We start from the raw sequence: 18,188 nt of genomic DNA on the forward strand, positions 1-18,188 counted from the left end.
TATTATATAATTACGTACGTTTTCCAAAACAAATATTTTAATTTTTTTTAAACTATTGCTAAAATAGAAATAGTTTATGAATGGAGGAAATCGTATGCATCAAAAAATTGGTATCGCGGCCAATCAATTACTGCGGGCTACAGAAACATTTCAAGGAAATCAAGTCACTTACACCCCGCAAGGTTTTGTTGATGCGGTACAGCAAGCAGGGGGCTTGCCTTTGCTTTTCCCTATTTCTTCCACAGAAAGCGCTCGTGACTACATTCAGCTCGTCGATAAGCTACTCCTTGCTGGTGGTCAGGATATCAGTCCTTCGCTCTACAATGAAGCGCCTCACCCTAAATTGACAGAAACAAACCTGAATCGGGATCTATTTGAACAGGCGTTGATCAATGAAGCATTAAAACAAAATAAACCGATCTTAGCTGTGTGTCGTGGGATGCAATTATTGAATGTAACGTTAGGAGGGAATCTTTACCAAGACCTTACGTTATATCCAAATTGGTCAGTGAAACATGAACAACAACCAACCCCCCACAATTTGCTACGCATGAAATCACAGTCGAACCAGATAGTATACTCCACGAAGTATTACCTACTTCTTATTTTGTAAATTCTTATCATCACCAAGCAATCAGAGATCTTGCTCCCACACTAAAAGCAACAGCGTATTCTCCTGATGGATTGGTGGAAGCTGTTGAAAGTAAAGGATCCGACCAACGAATACTGGGTGTTCAATGGCATCCTGAGCTTATTCATCAAAAAAATCCACTCGATCAAAAATTATTTGATTATTTTGTACAATCGTTATGATTGTTACAAACGAAATGAAAAGCCCGTCTAGCAGGAACATGTTGTTTCGGCTAGACGGGCTTTCATTCATTTTATGCAAGGCACATCAACCAGCAGTTACCTTCTACGATACTCAAGCAGCTGTTTCAATTGCTGGATTTGTCGCTGCAATTCGCTCCCTTTTGTCGTATCACGATTTAATTTTCGTGGCAACTGTTGATCAATGACCTTTTTAACTTCTGCCAAGCCATTGGCTGTTTCAAATTGTTCCTCGATGCCTAAAAATGGGTAGTGGGTCACAATTTGAAAGCCATAAGAGTTGCATAGCAACGAATACCCTGCAATACCTGTTGTTCTTTGATAGGCCTTTGATAAACCACCGTCAATCACGAAAACTGTTCCGTCCGCTTTGATTGGTGACTCCCCTTTTTTCACTTTGACTGGTGTATGTCCATTGATGATCACTGAACCATAAACAGGTACACCGAACTCACGCCTCACTTTTTGACTTAACCATTCTTTGTCTCGTAATCGATAGTAAGCATTGCTGACTTCCACATGCGTTTCTTTTTCTGCTAAATAATAACGCTCAAACGTAGCCATCTTACTTTTACCAAACAACGGCGAGTAAGGTCCACTCCATGCATACCAAATCAAATCAGTCGCTAAGTCTTCTTTTTTCTTCAGTGATTTAGCACTTTCACGAATCTGTTCTTCAAAAAATGCCATCAATTGTTTCCCTTGATACGTCTCACTCCCAAGTTTAAAACTTAGAAACTCACCATGTTCATCTACTGGCATACAGCCATGAAATAAGATACTTTGGTTCGTGACGAGATACATCCTACCTTTTTCTAAAAGGAAATCCATATGTTTTTGCATCCGGAGTGAATGTTGAAAAGAATACAGCAACATATCGATCACTCGTCGTTCGTCTGCCGTTAAACGATCCGGTTCCTGCGCAGAAATCGTCTGGAAACATGGGTGATGGATCGTATACTTTTGACCATCCAGAAATAACTCATTTTTTTCATAATCGATATTCGCTAACATATCCCGTTCCGCCATCTCAAATTCTGGTCGTCGTTTCAGCAATTGCGATTCTAGTTTGAATTGCATGATCACAAGCGCTTGATGGATTTTCTCCATCTCTTCTCTCTCGCGTTCCGTTGCGTCTTGGCTATTCTTAGGTGTAAACAAAGGGTTTGTCTGATAAGTTTCTGTCGCAAACGAACAAAGGGAACGCAGATTCAACGCGTACTCTTTTTCCAACTCGAATAAATAATTATACCGCGCAGCGATACGCAATAAGGTCAACAAACAAGTTTCCGAGCCACAATATGCTCCCAGCCATAAAATATCATGATTGCCCCATTGGATATCGATTGAATGGATCTCCATCAAGCGGTCCATCACTTTGGCGGCTTGTGTCCCCGATCAAAGATGTCTCCGACCACGTGGACATGATCGATTACCATTCGTTGAATCGTCTGCGCTAACTTTTTTAAAAAGCGCTCTTCTTCATTCATCTCAAGCAACTGATCAACGATTTTACTCACATAAGATTTTTTCCCTTGCACACGATCATCGACATACAATAATTCCTCAATGATATAACTATATTCTTTAGGTAAGGCTTTTCTTACTTTTGATCTCGTATACTTAACAGAAGTGAATCGCAGTAACTCGATCAATTGATGGATCAACGTTGTTTTGTCTTGTTTTTTGTACCAGTCAGTCGCTAATGCGTATTCCGGATATGCAACAAAAATCGTTAATCGTTTCATCTCTTCTTCACTTAAACATTCTCGAAATAAATCTTTGATTTTCTCTCGTAGATTCCCTGAACCATTTCTCAATATATGATCAAATGCTGGAAACTCTCCATGGATATCACTTAAAAATAATTCGGTTCCTTTTGGTAGTTGTAGGATTGCTTCTAAGTTGATGATCTCCGTAATGACTTCTTCTTTTGTTGGGAATTTTTCTGACAATAATTCTAAATATTGATCCATCCAAACGCCTCCAAAATTGGTATACCTAAAATTATAGGATACATAATGGATATTTACAACAAAATTACTTTGATAAATAAAAAATAGGTACATATAAAATCGTGAATTTTTTGAATCAAACAAAAGCGCTCTAGGTATACGTCTAAAAGCAGCTCTTACGAAAATAAGCCGAGACACCCGAAAGTTGAAGAACAATTTTCGAGTGTCTCGGCTTATTTCTCATTGTTGAACATTTCTGTTACAACTTCAACATTTATTTCTTTTTGCGTTCATTTCTCATGATTGAAATCGATTGTTTCAATGACGTCCAAATACCACCTTCACTGTAAACAAGCACGTTTGATTTGTACATATTTGCGGACATGAACATCAATACGAATGTGATGATCACTAGGACGATCAAAGAAATCAAAACGCCACTTATTTCAACCGTTTCATTTGCCAAGCGGATCGGCATGATATATGAAGATAGGAATGGAATGTATGAAGTGATGCGGATCACGATATTATTCGGATCAGATGCACCAAGGATCAATCCTAACATATAACCACCTAAAGAAAGGTACGTCACTGGTAAAATCGCTTTTGCTGTATCTTCGGCTTTGTTGACCAGTGAGCCACATAAGGCAGCTAACACGGCGTAGATCAAAATCCCAAAGAACATAAATAGTAAAGAATACCATAAGAATGGCCCGAAAATACTATCCAAAGAAATCCCATCCAGTACACTTTTAACGATTTCCATATCTTTGAACTGGTTGAATCCTACAGCAAAAATGATACCGTATAAAGCCATTTGAGTGACTGCCACTAGCAGAACTCCTGTTAGTTTTCCATAAAAATGTTTTTGTGCAGTGGTACTAGACAAGATCACTTCCATGATTCTTGTCCCTTTTTCTGAAGCAATCTCTTGAGCGATGATCTGTGCATACGTCAAGATGATGATGAATAGAATGATCGTTGCGACATAACTGACTGCATATTGAACAGCTGAGTTATCTTCTCCTATCGTCATTTCACCATTTGCGTCAAAACTAACTTTTTGTCGTGAAAATCCAGCCGGTTGACTTAATGCAGCCACTTCTTCAGGAGAAATTCCTAAGCTACTTGCCCGCATCATCGACTGTAAACCAGTCAACTGCTGTTGGATCAACAGTTGTGTTGCTTGGCCTAATGAGTTTTCACTAAATAATTCTCCAGATACTTCTCCATTATCTGTCGTGACTACCATGTATGCATCGATCTTTTCGTCAGATAACTTACTTTTGGCTTCATCCTCCGATGAAAAAGCTTCAAAGTGGAAATCCCCCATATCGGATTGACTCAAATAATCAGTGATTTGTTGGTCTTCAGCAATCACGCCGATTTTATCTGTTTCACTGTTTTGTTGAGCAAAATTACCTGCTAAATAAATCACACCCATCAAGACAAACGGGACTAATATCATAATAATAAAAGAAATCGATTTGACATTTTTCAAATAGACATCTTTCGTGATGATCCAAAATTTACCCATGTAGCTCACCTGCTTTCATCTTGAAGATTTCTTCTAAAGTAGGCGGTTGTTGATTGAACATTGGAATATAGCCAAATTGTGTTGCACGGGTAAAGATCTCTTTTCCTACATCTGGATGATCCAACGTGATTTCCAATGATTGATCCTCCCGAAGGATCACTTTATTGACCCCAGCAATTCCCTCTATTTCTTGTTGTGACAATCCAGACTCCAAAAATAGCTTTGTTCGTCCAAATGCTTCTCGAATCTCGTGGACTTTCCCATTTAGTACCATCTTACCATTTCGAAGCATGATCAAGTGGTCACAAATCTTTTCAACATTATCCATGTTGTGACTAGAAAAAATGACACATGAGCCGTTTTTCTTCAGTTCGATGATTCCATCTTTGAGTAGCTCAGCATTCACTGGATCCAATCCACTAAAAGGTTCATCTAGAATAATCAACTTAGGTTCATGGATCAGTGTTGCAATCAGTTGTACCTTTTGTTGATTTCCTTTTGACAAGGACTTAACTTTATCTGTTTTTTTTCCTTTTACTTGAAATTTTTCCATCCAAAAATCGATCTTAGGTTCAATTTCTTTTTTTGTTTTTCCCCGTAATGCAGCAAAATAGATCAACTGTTCTTGAATCGATACCTTGGGATAAAGCCCTCGTTCTTCAGGTAAATACCCAATGATATCATAATCTTTTTCACTCAAATGATGGCCGTTCCATAGTACTTCTCCTTGATCTTGCGTCAAAAAATCTAAAATCAAACGAAAAGTCGTTGTTTTTCCTGCACCGTTTTGCCCAATCAATCCCATGATTTTCCCATCAGGTATTTGAAAAGAAACATGATCAACAGCTGTATAACTGCCAAATGTCTTAACCAAATCCTTTACTTCTAGCATTTTCTCACTCCTTCATCCTAAATTCCTCGATCCTTTACTGTACGATATGAAAATAACTTATACATAAGAACTTATGTTATTGTTTTTTATTGTACATATGAAAATGATAGGACACTTTACAGGTTTTGTAAAGCGCCCTCAGTTCAATTTTTATGCAGTTTATCGAAAACATTTTGTGCGACATTTTTTGGTAGACCAATTTCTTGTAACTCCTCAATTGACGCAGCGGTGATGTTTTTTAACGATTTGAACTCTTTCAACAACATTTTTTTTCGTTTTGGTCCTAATCCTTCAATTTCATCTAAGCGCGACGCAAAACTATTTTTACTACGTAACTGACGATGAAACGTGATTGCAAAGCGATGTACTTCGTCTTGGATACGTTGCAATAAAAAGAATTCTGGTGAATTTCGTTCGAGCGGAACCACTTTTAATTCATTCCCAAATAACAACTCATTGGTTTTATGCTTATCATTCTTAGCCATTCCAGCGACGGGGATATCGATACCTAATTGATTTTCTAATACATCCTTCGCTACATCGACTTGCCCTTTCCCCCCATCGATTAAAATCAGATCAGGCAATGGCAGTTCTTCTCGTATCACACGTGCATAGCGGCGGTAGATGACTTCTCTCATCGAAGCATAGTCGTCCGGTCCAACGACCGTTTTGATTTTGTATTTACGGTATTCTTTTTTTGCTGGTTTTCCATCGATGAATACCACCATCGCCGCTACGGGATCGGTTCCCATGATATTAGAGTTATCAAAAGACTCGATCCGGATGGGTGCTGGAATGTTCATCGCATTACCAAGGCGCTCGATCGCTCCGATTGTTCGTTCTTGTTTCCTAACGATCAAATCAAATCGTTCGTTCAATGCCACCCTTGCATTTTTATTGGCCAGTTCCACTAACTTTTTCTTCTCACCACGTTTTGGCTGGATGACCTTCGTCGCTAACAACGCCTCAACACTCGGTTGGTCAATCGTATCAGGGATCACCACTTCTTTTGGAATGAAATGTTCATTTTCTTGATAAAACTGTCCGATATAGGTTAAGAAATCTTCTTCTGCTTCATTATAAAAAGGAATGATCGATACATCTCGTTCGATCAGCTTTCCTTGACGTACAAAGAATACTTGGACACACATCCAGCCTTTATCAATGGCATAACCAAACACATCTCGATCAATCAAATCAGTGTTTGTCATTTTTTGTCTTGTCATGATCGTTTCAATGGCTCTGATTTGATCACGATACTCTGCTGCTTTTTCAAATTCCATATTTTCTGCAGCATTAGCCATTTTCTCTTTGATCTCCGCTTCGATCGTCTCATGACCACCATTCAAAAAGCGTTTGACTTCATTCACGATACTTGTATATTCCGCTGGATCTACATCAAAATAGTAGGGACATAAGCATTGACCTAAATGGTAATAAAGACAAGGTTCTTTTGTCTGAGTTGGTTTACACTTTCGTAAAGGGAATAAACGATCTAAAATCTTTTTTGTTTCATTCGCAGCCCCAACATCCGGGTAAGGCCCAAAATAAAAGGCTTTGTCTTTTAATACTTTACGAGTGATCACCAAACGAGGATATTTTTCATTCGTGATTTTTAAAAAAGGATAAGTTTTATCATCCTTTAACATAATATTGTATTTTGGATCATTCTTTTTGATCAGATTGATTTCTAGCAGTAATGCTTCAATGTTGGATTCTGTCACAATGTATTCAAAGTCCTCGATCTCACTGACTAATCGCTCCGTTTTCGTGTTATGACTTCCAGTAAAATAGGAACGCACACGATTTTTCAAGACTTTGGCTTTTCCTACATAAATGATCGTGCCGTTTTTGTCTTTCATCAAATAGCAGCCAGGCTGATCAGGAAGTAATGCAAGTTTATTTTTTATTCGTTCATTCATGGTGACTGCTCCTTTATATTTCTGATATCGCTATTATAACAGAGGTTGAGATAGAAGTATCAAGCGAAGAGACATAAGAAAAAGTTTGCGCGGTTTATTGTATAAATTTTTAAGTATCTTGTCTCCAAAAATAGATACTATTCTCTTCATCTGTGACTGTTTTGTACCACTTCTCTATACAGTTTCATGACTTCATTAGTCGCAAAAAAACCGAGACAGCAATCCATATGATTGTTGTCTCAGTCTGATGTGTTAATTACTTAATCTTATAAGTGTTGGGCAATCATTTGACGTAATTGATCTTTTGATTGAACACCGATTGCTTTTTCTACTACTTCGCCGTCTTTTTTCAAAAGTAATGTTGGAATACTCATGATCCCAAATTGTTGTGGTGTTTCAGGATTTTCATCAACATCCATCTTCACGATTCTGAATTCGTCTTCGTCATATTCTTCTTCTAACTGGTCTAAAATTGGCGCTTGCATTCGACAAGGTCCACACCAAGTTGCCCAAAAGTCGATTAAAACTAACCCTTTATCTGTTTCTTCGTTGAATGTTGCATCTGTAATTACTTGAGCCATATCAAAGACCTCCATTTATTAGTCTACTCTAAGTATAGCACTATTGGTACCTACATTCGAGCTATTTGCTTACCTTTAGTAAGCTTTATTTAAATTTAACAATTGTCGCACCATTACCCCCTTGATTTCCAGGAGCAAAATCGAAGCTCTTGACACTACGATGATTTTTTAAATAATCGGTAATCCCAGTTCTTAGGGCGCCTGTGCCTTTTCCATGAACGATCGTCACTTGAGGGTAGCCAGCCAAAATTGCCGCATCTAAATATAGATCGACTTCATTTAATGCTTCTTCATAACGTTTCCCTCGAAGATCAAGCTGGTTGGAGACGGTGGAATGAGCATCTGAGCGAACCGTATGGATCACTCGTTGTTGTGGTTCTTTTTGAGGAGCGATCGGTGTCAATTCACTTTCCGAAACGTTCATCTTCAAGATACCGATTTCCACTTGCCATTGGTTACCATTTTTGCGCAACAATGTTCCACGTTGCCCATAAGTCGTCACGAGTACTTCGTCACCTGGTTTCAATGTTTTCTGTTCTTTCGCTTTTTTCAAGACTTTATTTTTCTTTAATTGTTCTTCTTGATGCAAGTTGGCTAACTGTGATTTGGCATCGATCAATTGATGCTCTTTGACCGTACCTTGCCCCACTTGTTTTTGTAAATTGCGAATATCTGCGATGATTTTTTCTGCCTTTTCTTCTGCTTCAGAGACAAGTGCATTGGCTTTTTGTTTGGCTTTCGCCATTTCTTGTTCGCGCTCTTCAAAGAAGTAGCTATATGCTTCTTTTAAATCATTGTACAGACGTTGCGCTTCATCGACATAATGACGCATCTCTAAATATTCTGTTTCTGCCATTTTTCGACGATTCTCTAAATCAGTGATCATTTCATTCAAGTCTTGACTTTCATCGTTCATCAATTGCTTGGCTTCATCAATGACTTGGTTGTCTAATCCTAAACGACTTGAAATCTCAAAGGCATTACTTCTACCTGGCACGCCGATCAACAAGCGATAAGTGGGGCTAAGGGTGTCAACGTTGAACTCCATACTCGCATTGATGGTATTCGAGCGATTGTAACCATAGACTTTCAATTCAGGATAATGTGTTGTTGCCATCACATAGGCAGATTTCTTTCCTAGATCATCTAAAATAGCAATTGCTAGCGCTGCTCCTTCTTGAGGATCAGTCCCCGCACCTAATTCGTCAAATAAAACTAAGCTTTTTTCATTGACTTTGGAAAGGATATCCACGGTATTTGTCATATGTGAGGAGAAGGTCGATAAACTTTGTTCAATCGATTGTTCATCTCCGATATCAGCAAAAATATCTTCAAAGATCCCGATCTGACTTTCTTCATCCGCCGGGATCGGTAACCCTGCTTGCCCCATCAATTGCAATAAGCCCAATGTTTTCAACGTGATGGTTTTCCCACCAGTATTTGGTCCAGTAATGACGATTGCCTGATAGTTTTCTCCAATCGAAATATCATTTGGCACGACTTTTTCTTGATCGATCAATGGGTGTCTGGCTTGCTTCAAATCAACGATATTTTCTGTACTGATCGTCGGTACGATTGCCTTTAGTTCTTTCCCAAAGCGTGCTTTCGCATTCATCAAGTCCATTTTTCCAATGACATACGCATTGTGGATGATTTCTTGACGATGAGGAACCAACTCCGCCGACAACTCACTTAGAATACGTTGGATCTCATTGCGTTCAGCAATTTGATATTGACGCAAGCGATTGTTCAACTCCACGACTTGTTTTGGTTCAACGAATAGTGTTTGTCCCGAAGAACTTTGATCATGGACGACTCCACCAAACAAACCACGATATTCTTGTTTTACTGGAATAACATAGCGGTCGTTTCTCATCGTAATGATGGCATCGCTTAGGTATTTGGCATTTTTCCCACGAACGATCCCATCTAATTGTTCTCTGACTGCTTGTTCACTTCTACGGATATTATGGCGGATCATCTTCAACTCTGGAGAGGCATCATCCGTCACTCGTCCATCATCGTCGATTGCTTCTTTCAAACGACGACTCAAGGATGGGATAGCGACTAATTGATCTGTCCAAAAATAAAGACGCTCAAACTCAATCTCGCTATCTGCTAAATCATCAATAAAACGTCGCAACTCACTAGTAGTTGATAAGACACGAGAAACTTGTGCTAGCTCGACCCCATTAAGGTCAGCACCGATTTCGATGCGTTTCATATGCGGACGGATATTCTCTAATTTGGGGATTGGGATACCGCCACGCAATCGTTGGACTTTTAGACCATCTTCTGTTTCTTCCAACCAATATCTGATCGTCTCTGCTTCATTCACTGGCACAAGCTGGGCTAATTCTTCTTGCCCTTGTGCTGTGATCACAAACTGTCGTACTTGTAGTTTTACTTTTTCAAACTCTAATGTTTCTAGAATGCGTTTGTTCATTTTTTTCACCTTACTTTCACTAAAAAAGAGGCCGATAGATGGCTAAGCAGTCTTCAAGACTAACCAACATCTTCATAGCCTCTGTCATTGACAAGAAATCATCTCTTACTTAGTTAATCACTTGTGTCACCCATAGATCATATATTTTATTTGCTAAAATAGGTGTTCGTTCAACCATAAAAGTTGCAAGATTATTGCCACTAAATTGGTTTTGGATAAATCCCACCGGAATAAATGTCAGTAAACGTAAAACTAGAACCAACGAAATATAGGTGATGATCACGGATAAAACCCCGCCAGCCACCCAGTCTAATTGCTTTAGTACAGGAATAAACGTCAACCCATGAGCGAATACCCCAATGAATCGTGTGACTAGCCAACCAACAAATAAAATGATCAAGAAAGCCACCCCTGCATAAAATGCTTCATCTAGTTTAAATGAAAAAGCTTGATCAAAAAAAACTAAGTTAGAATTGGCTGTTACCGCAGGATAAGGAATATATAATTGCAGATGATTGGCTAATGTTTTGTAATAGGTTTGTGCTGCTAGAAATGAGACAAAATAGCCAACTAGATAAATTCCCTGTAGCGCAAAACCACGACTGGCTCCAGAAAAAAATGCAATCAGCAAAATAAATAAAATCAAAAGACTAAGCATACATTCTTCCTTTCTCTTCTATAATAGTATCAATTCGAAGATCTTTGTTTGATTTGACCTTTTCGTTTTTCATTTAGAATCTGCTGTGCTTCCACATGATTTTTGATTTCATGGTCACTTCCATTTTCTTTCAATACTGCTCGTGCTTCATTTTCAATTGCTTCGATTCGTTTGATCCGATTTTCCATTTCTGTGAATCTCACCATTTTTTGTTTCAGTTCTGTGACTTCTTTTATTAAATTCAAATTTTTTTCCTGTCTTTTCAATTGATCGGAAAATGCATTGACTGCTAATAAAATAGCTGCTTGTTCATTGCCTAATTGAGGGGACAATTCTTTCAGTTCAGCTAATTGTTCATTGATTAATTTTGTGACCATATCCATATGCTGTTTTGATTCTTGCCCGATAATAGTATACGTTTGATCCGCAATCACCGCTTTATAGCGTGTTTTTTCATGTGCCATATGAATCTGTCTCCTCCTATTGCCAAAAATATTAACTAGTGTACCATATAGTTAAGCAATTAACCGTACACGAAAAACTTCATTATAAATACTTTACTATTATATGATAAACTTTGCAAAAATGCTATGTGTGCATTGATTTCAAATTAGCTGGATCTAGTCAAATACAAGTTTTCTTGCGACTGGATCGCAACAGGAGGAAAACATGAGTAACATTATCTTAAAAGTAACGAAAAATCAAATAAGTAAGATGAAAGAGGCGTATCGTCCATTTCTAGTACAAAAACCGATTCCATATACTCTTTTTTCAGCAAAAAAAAATGGCACAACGATCACTGCCTATACTTCTGGAAAAGTGATGTTTCAAGGCACCGGCGCCGAACAAGAAGCAGCGAAATGGGGAAACCCACTTGCAGCAAAAAATTCGACACAAACTAATTCTTCTTCCTTACCCAAAGATCTACAAACACTATCTGTTTTAGGGAGTGACGAAGTCGGCAACGGTAGTTACTTTGGCCCACTGACTGTTTGTGCTGCCTATGTCGATCAAACACAATTGAAAGAATTACGCACGTTAGGCGTCAAAGATTCAAAAGAATTAAAAGATGGACATATCATTCAATTAGCCAAAGTATTAAAGAACACGATCCCATATCAATTACTGGTTTTGCCACCAAAAAAATACAATGAGATCCAACCTACTTATAATGCAGTGAGAATGAAGGTCGCTTTACACAATCAAGCTATCCACTTATTGTTACAAAAAATAGCACCAGTCAAGCCGGATGCTATTTTGATCGACCAGTTCACACCGGAAGCCAACTTTAAAAAATACGCTCGTTTAGAAAAAAATCAACTCACCGAAAAACTCTACTTTGTTACCAAAGGTGAACAATATCATTTAGCTGTTGCTGCCGCTTCGATCATTAGTCGCGCAAGCTTTTTAGAAGAGTTGGACAAAGAATCTGCTGAACTTGGTCTCACGCTGCCTTCTGGTGCAGGTACAAAATCCGACCAAGTCGCTGCAACGATTTTAAAAAAAGGGGGCGAAGCTTTGTTAGCAAACTATGCAAAATTGCATTTTGCGAACACAGAAAAAGCCAAAAAATTAGTCAACTAACTATCCGTTTTAGCTTGTTCCACTTTTCTTTAAGTTCGATTTAAGTTTTGTTGTTTATCCTCATGTTCAAGAGGTGAAACGATGAAAAAAATGCGAATTATTATTTTTATATGTATGATCGGGCCCATTGCCCTTTTCAAATTTGATCTTAGCAATCAAGAAACAGATGCGAAACAACAGACAAGCAACAGTGTCTCTAGCATCATACAAACAACTGATTCTCCTTCAGAGACCCTCATAAAAATTGGAAAAGAAGATGCCACATTGTATGCAGACTCGTCATTAAGTGAACCGCTTATTTCCGTCAATGCTGGTGAACTGGCTACGCTTCTTTCAACTACAGCCAACGCCTACAAAATTACCACGAATGATGGTGAAATTGGCTATTTATCACTTACGGATGGCTCATCACTGACTCGCTCGACACAAGAGCTACCGAGTGACCTATCAGAAGCGGTGATCGTACTAGATCCTGGACACGGAGGCGACGATACAGGCGCACTTAGCACAGATGGACATACAGAAGAAAAGACAGTGACACTCGCTGCCGCAAAACAGTTACAAACGAGTTTAGAAGCCGCTGGCGCAACGGTTTATTTGACACATGAAACAGATGCCTACATTTCATTAGATGACATTTGTGCATTTAGCGAAGAAAAAGCAGCTGACCTTTTTATCAGCTTACATGCTGATTCGACTGAATCGGCCAATGAAGCAACTGGTACAACCACTTATTATTATTACAATAGTGAGCAACGTCTAGCGGAAACTGTTTCTGAAAAACTGGAGGATCTGCCCATTACATCTCGTGGAACTGCTACAGGGAACTATCAGGTGTTAAGAGAAAACCTTCAACCCTCCCTCTTGATCGAAATGGGCTATATGAATAATGACGAAGACTTAGCTACATTGACTACTGTTAATTATCAACAACAGTTGGCGCAATCGATCACACAAGCGCTGCTCACTTATTTTAATCAGTAATTTTTTTCTAAACGCAAGAACCTCGTTAGGTATTGATATTTCATCAAGCCCAACAAGGTTCTTCAATTTCATCAGCAACTAGTTGTCAGTAAATGGCCACCGCTGAATCTGTTTATATTTAAACGATCTAATTGATCAGTTCCCATGGTCCCCGTTGCTGAGTACCAGTTTCATCGCCTTGTGTCCACCATTTCGCCCAATACGTATTTCCTAAATGAGTGACTTTATCTCCCATAAGATAGACTATTGATGCATCCCATACCGCATATCCAGGCATACTGTCTTCCAAGGTTTGAACGATCACTGGTTGACTAGCTGCCGAAACATTGTTTGAGGCATCGAATGCTTTTACATTATACGTATACTGTGTATCAGGTGTTAATCCCGTATCTGTAAATGATGGCCTTCTTGTTTGCCCTACTAATTGACCATCACGGTAAACAAAATAACCTGCTACTCGCTGATGATCAATTGAAACCGTCCAGTTCAACGCCACTTCTGTAGCTTTGATCGTTGTTGCTGCAACATTTGTTGGAATTGACGGTGCTTCAACATCTGATGGGTCTGGCGCTTCTACACCAAAGATTACTTGGTGATTGATCTCAATACCGCTAGTTCCAATTCGTTGACTTAAAGTGATCGTGTCAATATGATCAACCGAAACCTGTGACGTAGTAGATTGTAATCAGAAATCATAAGAAGCTCTTGGAGTAAGTTCTCTGCCATCACAAACGGTGGCTAGATCGACAGTTACCATGCCGTTCGTGGTAGTCACATCCCCCTTTCCTTGAAGTTACCAGAAGTTAACGTTTCATTACTATTCAACTCCAGCATAAGTTTAGGCAATTTGACTGTTTTCTGGGCAGCTTCAACAGCGCTTACTATAGTAGACGTTTCTGTCAATGTTTCATCATTTTCCAAAGTGATTTTGTACCTGCTTACATCATTCTCTGTATAAGGCGTGCTATCTAAAGAGATATCTAACGGTGTGCTAACATTTTCGTGCTGTGGTAATGGCGTATTCCCAAATAATCCTTCTTTGATCGCATTCGTCAATTCATCACATTTTATACTTGTCGTTTCTTTGTCTTATGATTGCATCTAAGAAATCACACCGCCTAATTGTTCTTCTTGTATGTATTGTGTTTTATAACCAATCGAACGTACATTATCAAAACTAAAAAATTCGTCAGTTTCTGTACTATACATATAAGGACCCTTCGCTACATCATCCCAGTACTCAGTCAATCCACTTGTTACACTAATCAGATCTGGAATATCTGTAGGATAGAAATTTCCTTCTCAACACCAAATCGACCAATCGCCATAGTACATGACATTGCGATAAGGCGCGACCTGAATTTCTCGCACCTCTTCAGCATAGACTTCTGGCGACTCATTAAATGCTAGTAAAGTCATTGCAATAATCGAAGAAAATAGAAAAGCAACTAAACTAATACTCTTAATTCTTTTCATATCAATCTCATCTCCTTTTTTCTCAGTTTTTTTACAGAAAAAACAAGCGTGCCAAAATCACAGATTAAAGTTATTTTATCACTCCTTAAAAATTAGAAATCAGCTGAATTTTAATTGTAAATGTCTTACAAATATAAATTCAGCATTCAATTTTTATAATGAAACTAATTGCAACCGAATACATCCATCACGTTCCAAGTTATTTTTAATCCATGTGGTTTTGTTTATTTTTTAACTAACATGTTTTTTTCGGTAAATTCGAGCAAATAAGATAAATAACGACGACAGAATAACATTATAAAAAAAGAACAAGGCAAGCTGCCCTGTTCTTTTTTTATTTAAATTAACCGATTAGTTCCCACGGACCCCATGGTTCAGTTCCCGGCTCATCACCTTGTGTCCACCATTTCGCACGATACGTATTACCTTTATGAGTTACTACATCACCCAAATCATAGACTTTGTTAGCATCCCATTCGCCTTCAGCTGGCGGAGTTGTTTCTTCTAAAGTTGTGACAACTAATGCTTTGCTTTCTTCTGAAACATTTCCTGCTGCATCAAATGCTTTTACTGTATATGAATATTCTGTATTCGGTATTAAACCAGTATCAGCAAATGAAGCTGTAGCTGATTGTCCCACTTGTTTGCCATCACGGAAAACATAGTATCCCGCTACTGCAACATTATCTGTTGAACGAGTCCAAGTCAATGAAGCATTTTTCTCACCGATCGTTGAAGCTTTCAAGTCTAAAGGAATTGAAGGTGCTTCTGTATCTACTGGTGCTTTTTCTAACGTTTTAACCACTAATACTTTACTTTCTTCTGAAACATTTCCTGCTGCATCAAACGCTTTTACTGTATATGAATATTCTGTATCCGCCGTTAACCCAGCATCAGTAAATGAAGTTGTGGATGATTGTCCTACTTGTTTGCCATCGCGGAAAATGTAATATCCTTTTACTGCTTTATCATCTGTTGATTTTGCCCATGATAAGGAAATATTTGTTTCGCCAATCGTAGAAGCCGTAAGATCTGTTGGTACTGATGGTGCTTCTGTATCCGGTGTTCCTGGTTCAGTTGTTGAACCTTCACCAAAAATTACTTGTTTGTTGATTTCGATACCTTCGTCACCAATTCTTTGGCTCAAAGTGATTGAGTCGATATTGTCGACAGCGACATCTGCCTCACCAGCACTTGAACTCAATCTGAACTCATAAGATGCCCCTGGTGCGATTTCTTTGCCATCATATACAGAAGACAAATCAATGATTGCAGCGCCATCCACATTTGTTACAGTACCTGCTTGGTAATCACCAGCGCCCAGTTTTTCGTTTGTCGCCATTGGGATCACCAATTTAGGTAATTTGATTGTTTCTTGTGAAAATTCAACTAATTTCAGTACAGAAGAAGTTTCTTCCACTTTTTCATTATTGGTAATTTTAACATCGTACCCACTAACGCCATACTGTGTATACGTTGAGATTTCAACATCTACATTTAATGGGGTGCTTTTGATCTCAAATTCTGGAAGTTTCTCGCTGGCAAACAGTCCTTGTTTGATTGTATTGGTCAACTCATCACGTTTTGTCCCAGTTGTTTCTTTATCTTGTGATTGTTGCCATGAAATAATTCCACCAAGTTGGTTTTCTTTTACATATTCAGCTTTATAAGTCACTGATTTTTTATTTTCGTAAGTAAAGAATTCACCAGTTGTTTCACTATACATAAATGGTGCTTTCGCTACATCATCCCAATATTCTTTCAATCCAGATGTATCACCAAGTAATGTTTCAATATCACGGTATGGCCATATACCACTAGCACGTCCACCGTCGCCTACTTTTAATGGATTTTTGTTTTTCGCTCCATAACTTGGTGTTTGATCGGCATCTTGACTTGATAATTCTGCTTTTTGGAATAATCCCGGTGTCTCTGCATTATCTCCTTTTGCCACTTCGTCCCATCCACGAGTATAGAATGCTGCCCCGATAACGATTTTTTCTGATGCCGCACCTTTCTCACGTAGGTACTGTACTGTTTGATCCACTGAGAAGCCTTCATCATAATTAGGATCAGCTGGATTCCCGTAAAGTGCTGAATGGTGACCACTTGTATCTGACCATGCACCAGTTAAATCATAAGTCATGATGTTTGCGAAATCGACAACATCAAATAATCGTTTCACGTCAATACCTGAATTTAATTTACCTTGAGCTGCTGGTAATGCAACAGACAGTTCATATGTTTTTCCTAATTCTTCGCCTTGTTTATCAATTATTTCACGAATTTCATCTAATAATTTTATGTAATTATCTTTATCTTCAGGTTTTGCATTTGGCGTTCCTTCATCATTTACGTTATCCACTAGGTCTGGTTGACGTACATCTGCCGGGAATTCCCAGTCAACATCGACAAAGTCCATATTTGTATATTTAATAAATTTTGCTACATTCTCTGCAAGGTTCTTACGTTTCGTCGGGTTTGCTGCTACTTCAGAGAAATCTCCTGATTTAGACCAACCACCTAATGAAACACCAATTTTCATGTTTGGATTTTTCCCACGTAAATCTTGAATCGCATTTAAGATGCCAGAACTAGCAGAGTTCCATTGTACACCAGGTAATCCTACAGGTGCACCAGTCGCTGCGTCTGTATCAGTAAAGACTAATTCGCCGTTACTATCAAAATCTAAAAAGGCAAAATTCAAGTGTGTCAATTGATCAGCCGGGATATCTTTTGGATAAAAGTTACCTTCGCCGCCCCAAATCGACCAGTCACCATAGTACATTACGTTTCTATAAGTTGCTTGTTGTTCTGTTTGTTGGATTTCTTCTGCATTGACGATAGACAATTCCCCAATTGTCGGAAGCGCCGTTGAGACAACAGAAGAAAATAACATTGCTGCCAACCCAATTTTTTTAACACTTTTCATTTTTAAATTCTCCCCTTTTTACACTATTCACTTTTCAAAAAACAATTATGTAACAAAATAAATACGAAAATATGTTATTCATCCCCCCTCTATTTCTCTAAAATAGTGAGTTAAACTCAGTGAAACTTTTGTTGCTAACAGAATATTATCACCTGAAAATGGCTTTTTCAACCGTTTTCCTAAAATTATTAAAAAAACAAATTAAATCACTTTGGTTATCTATCTAATTTATAATTGTTATTATTAAAAATCTTTATATCACTTGCTTTTCACCTCTTTTTCTCAATTGCCAAAAAAATTAAATATCCCTCATTATTTTAATTAAAAAATAACAATCAGAGAAAATAGAATAACAAAAAAAGTGTAGAGGACAAGAAATTAAATTCATTT

14 protein-coding genes and 2 pseudogenes are annotated in these 18,188 nt (G+C 38.2%); 3 read left to right on the plus strand and 13 right to left on the minus strand.

Features of this window, described 5'->3' with window-relative positions; all coding sequences use genetic code 11:
• Window positions 1-94 precede the first annotated feature (94 nt).
• Window positions 95-813 (plus strand): annotated as a pseudogene (locus CYK55_RS09615) (gamma-glutamyl-gamma-aminobutyrate hydrolase family protein).
• A gap of 96 nt (window positions 814-909) precedes the next feature.
• On the opposite strand, the pseudogene CYK55_RS09620 reads toward CYK55_RS09615, so the two are convergent.
• The 8 genes and pseudogenes from CYK55_RS09620 to zapA all read right to left on the minus strand — a co-directional run bounded on the left by CYK55_RS09620 (window position 910) and on the right by zapA (window position 11,286).
• Window positions 910-2,807, minus strand: a pseudogene (locus tag CYK55_RS09620) (fructose-1,6-bisphosphatase).
• Window positions 2,808-3,060: 253 nt separating this feature from the next.
• On the minus strand, window positions 3,061-4,323 hold the full coding sequence (locus CYK55_RS09625) for an ABC transporter permease (protein WP_010734838.1): 1,263 nt from the start codon (window positions 4,321-4,323) through the stop codon (window positions 3,061-3,063).
• A complete protein-coding gene (locus tag CYK55_RS09630; RefSeq protein ID WP_034687515.1) occupies window positions 4,316-5,215 on the minus strand; it encodes an ABC transporter ATP-binding protein in 900 nt (299 codons plus the stop codon). Before CYK55_RS09630 ends, CYK55_RS09625 begins: the two co-directional genes overlap by 8 nt.
• Window positions 5,216-5,358: 143 nt before the next feature.
• Window positions 5,359-7,137, minus strand: a complete 1,779-nt coding sequence (gene uvrC, locus CYK55_RS09635; protein ID WP_126134243.1) for an excinuclease ABC subunit UvrC — start codon at window positions 7,135-7,137, stop codon at window positions 5,359-5,361.
• A gap of 266 nt (window positions 7,138-7,403) precedes the next feature.
• Complete coding sequence (gene trxA, locus CYK55_RS09640) at window positions 7,404-7,718, minus strand: thioredoxin (protein WP_010734835.1); 315 nt, start codon at window positions 7,716-7,718, stop codon at window positions 7,404-7,406.
• 85 nt (window positions 7,719-7,803) lie between these two features.
• The gene (locus tag CYK55_RS09645; protein ID WP_126134244.1) at window positions 7,804-10,164 is read right to left on the minus strand and encodes an endonuclease MutS2; all 2,361 of its coding nucleotides are present in this window, start codon (window positions 10,162-10,164) and stop codon (window positions 7,804-7,806) included.
• Window positions 10,165-10,273: 109 nt separating this feature from the next.
• Entirely contained in the window at window positions 10,274-10,822 is a 549-nt protein-coding gene (locus tag CYK55_RS09650) for a CvpA family protein (protein WP_010734833.1), read from the minus strand.
• A 29-nt stretch (window positions 10,823-10,851) separates the two neighbouring features.
• Window positions 10,852-11,286 carry a cell division protein ZapA gene (gene zapA / locus CYK55_RS09655; protein ID WP_034687522.1) on the minus strand — a complete coding sequence of 145 codons (435 nt, stop codon included), beginning with the start codon at window positions 11,284-11,286 and terminating at the stop codon, window positions 10,852-10,854.
• A 205-nt stretch (window positions 11,287-11,491) separates the two neighbouring features.
• Between zapA and rnhC the strand changes: the two genes are divergently transcribed.
• Window positions 11,492-12,406 carry a ribonuclease HIII gene (gene rnhC / locus CYK55_RS09660; RefSeq protein ID WP_034687524.1) on the plus strand — a complete coding sequence of 305 codons (915 nt, stop codon included), beginning with the start codon at window positions 11,492-11,494 and terminating at the stop codon, window positions 12,404-12,406.
• A gap of 81 nt (window positions 12,407-12,487) precedes the next feature.
• Entirely contained in the window at window positions 12,488-13,390 is a 903-nt protein-coding gene (locus CYK55_RS09665; protein WP_034687526.1) for an N-acetylmuramoyl-L-alanine amidase family protein, read from the plus strand.
• Window positions 13,391-13,517: 127 nt separating this feature from the next.
• Here the strand turns inward: CYK55_RS09665 and CYK55_RS13845 are convergent, their stop codons facing one another.
• The 5 genes from CYK55_RS13845 to CYK55_RS09675 form a co-directional block, all read right to left on the minus strand.
• Window positions 13,518-13,880 carry a carbohydrate-binding protein gene (locus tag CYK55_RS13845; protein ID WP_241234770.1) on the minus strand — a complete coding sequence of 121 codons (363 nt, stop codon included), beginning with the start codon at window positions 13,878-13,880 and terminating at the stop codon, window positions 13,518-13,520.
• Between the two features lie 281 nt (window positions 13,881-14,161).
• Window positions 14,162-14,446, minus strand: a complete 285-nt coding sequence (locus tag CYK55_RS13850; RefSeq protein WP_235186282.1) for a hypothetical protein — start codon at window positions 14,444-14,446, stop codon at window positions 14,162-14,164.
• A 45-nt stretch (window positions 14,447-14,491) separates the two neighbouring features.
• Window positions 14,492-14,638, minus strand: a complete 147-nt coding sequence (locus tag CYK55_RS13855) for a glycosyl hydrolase family 18 protein (protein WP_235186283.1) — start codon at window positions 14,636-14,638, stop codon at window positions 14,492-14,494.
• A 54-nt stretch (window positions 14,639-14,692) separates the two neighbouring features.
• Entirely contained in the window at window positions 14,693-14,866 is a 174-nt protein-coding gene (locus CYK55_RS13860) for a hypothetical protein (protein WP_235186284.1), read from the minus strand.
• Window positions 14,867-15,209: 343 nt separating this feature from the next.
• A complete protein-coding gene (locus CYK55_RS09675; protein WP_034687528.1) occupies window positions 15,210-17,798 on the minus strand; it encodes a glycosyl hydrolase family 18 protein in 2,589 nt (862 codons plus the stop codon).
• Window positions 17,799-18,188: the final 390 nt, after the last annotated feature.

Source organism: Enterococcus mundtii (assembly GCF_003957375.1).
Taxonomy (GTDB): domain Bacteria; phylum Bacillota; class Bacilli; order Lactobacillales; family Enterococcaceae; genus Enterococcus_B; species Enterococcus_B spodopteracolus.

Bases quoted from the DNA above. Each gene is read 5' to 3' on its own strand.
- rnhC (WP_034687524.1), top strand. From the start codon at position 11,492: ATGAGTAACATTATCTTAAAAGTAACGAAAAATCAAATAAGTAAGATG.
- CYK55_RS09625 (WP_010734838.1), bottom strand. From the start codon at position 4,323: ATGGGTAAATTTTGGATCATCACGAAAGATGTCTATTTGAAAAATGTC.
- uvrC (WP_126134243.1), bottom strand. From the start codon at position 7,137: ATGAATGAACGAATAAAAAATAAACTTGCATTACTTCCTGATCAGCCT.
- CYK55_RS09665 (WP_034687526.1), top strand. From the start codon at position 12,488: ATGAAAAAAATGCGAATTATTATTTTTATATGTATGATCGGGCCCATT.
- CYK55_RS09675 (WP_034687528.1), bottom strand. From the start codon at position 17,798: ATGAAAAGTGTTAAAAAAATTGGGTTGGCAGCAATGTTATTTTCTTCT.
- zapA (WP_034687522.1), bottom strand. From the start codon at position 11,286: ATGGCACATGAAAAAACACGCTATAAAGCGGTGATTGCGGATCAAACG.
- CYK55_RS13860 (WP_235186284.1), bottom strand. From the start codon at position 14,866: ATGAAAAGAATTAAGAGTATTAGTTTAGTTGCTTTTCTATTTTCTTCG.
- CYK55_RS09650 (WP_010734833.1), bottom strand. From the start codon at position 10,822: ATGCTTAGTCTTTTGATTTTATTTATTTTGCTGATTGCATTTTTTTCT.
- trxA (WP_010734835.1), bottom strand. From the start codon at position 7,718: ATGGCTCAAGTAATTACAGATGCAACATTCAACGAAGAAACAGATAAA.
- CYK55_RS09645 (WP_126134244.1), bottom strand. From the start codon at position 10,164: ATGAACAAACGCATTCTAGAAACATTAGAGTTTGAAAAAGTAAAACTA.
- CYK55_RS09630 (WP_034687515.1), bottom strand. From the start codon at position 5,215: ATGCTAGAAGTAAAGGATTTGGTTAAGACATTTGGCAGTTATACAGCT.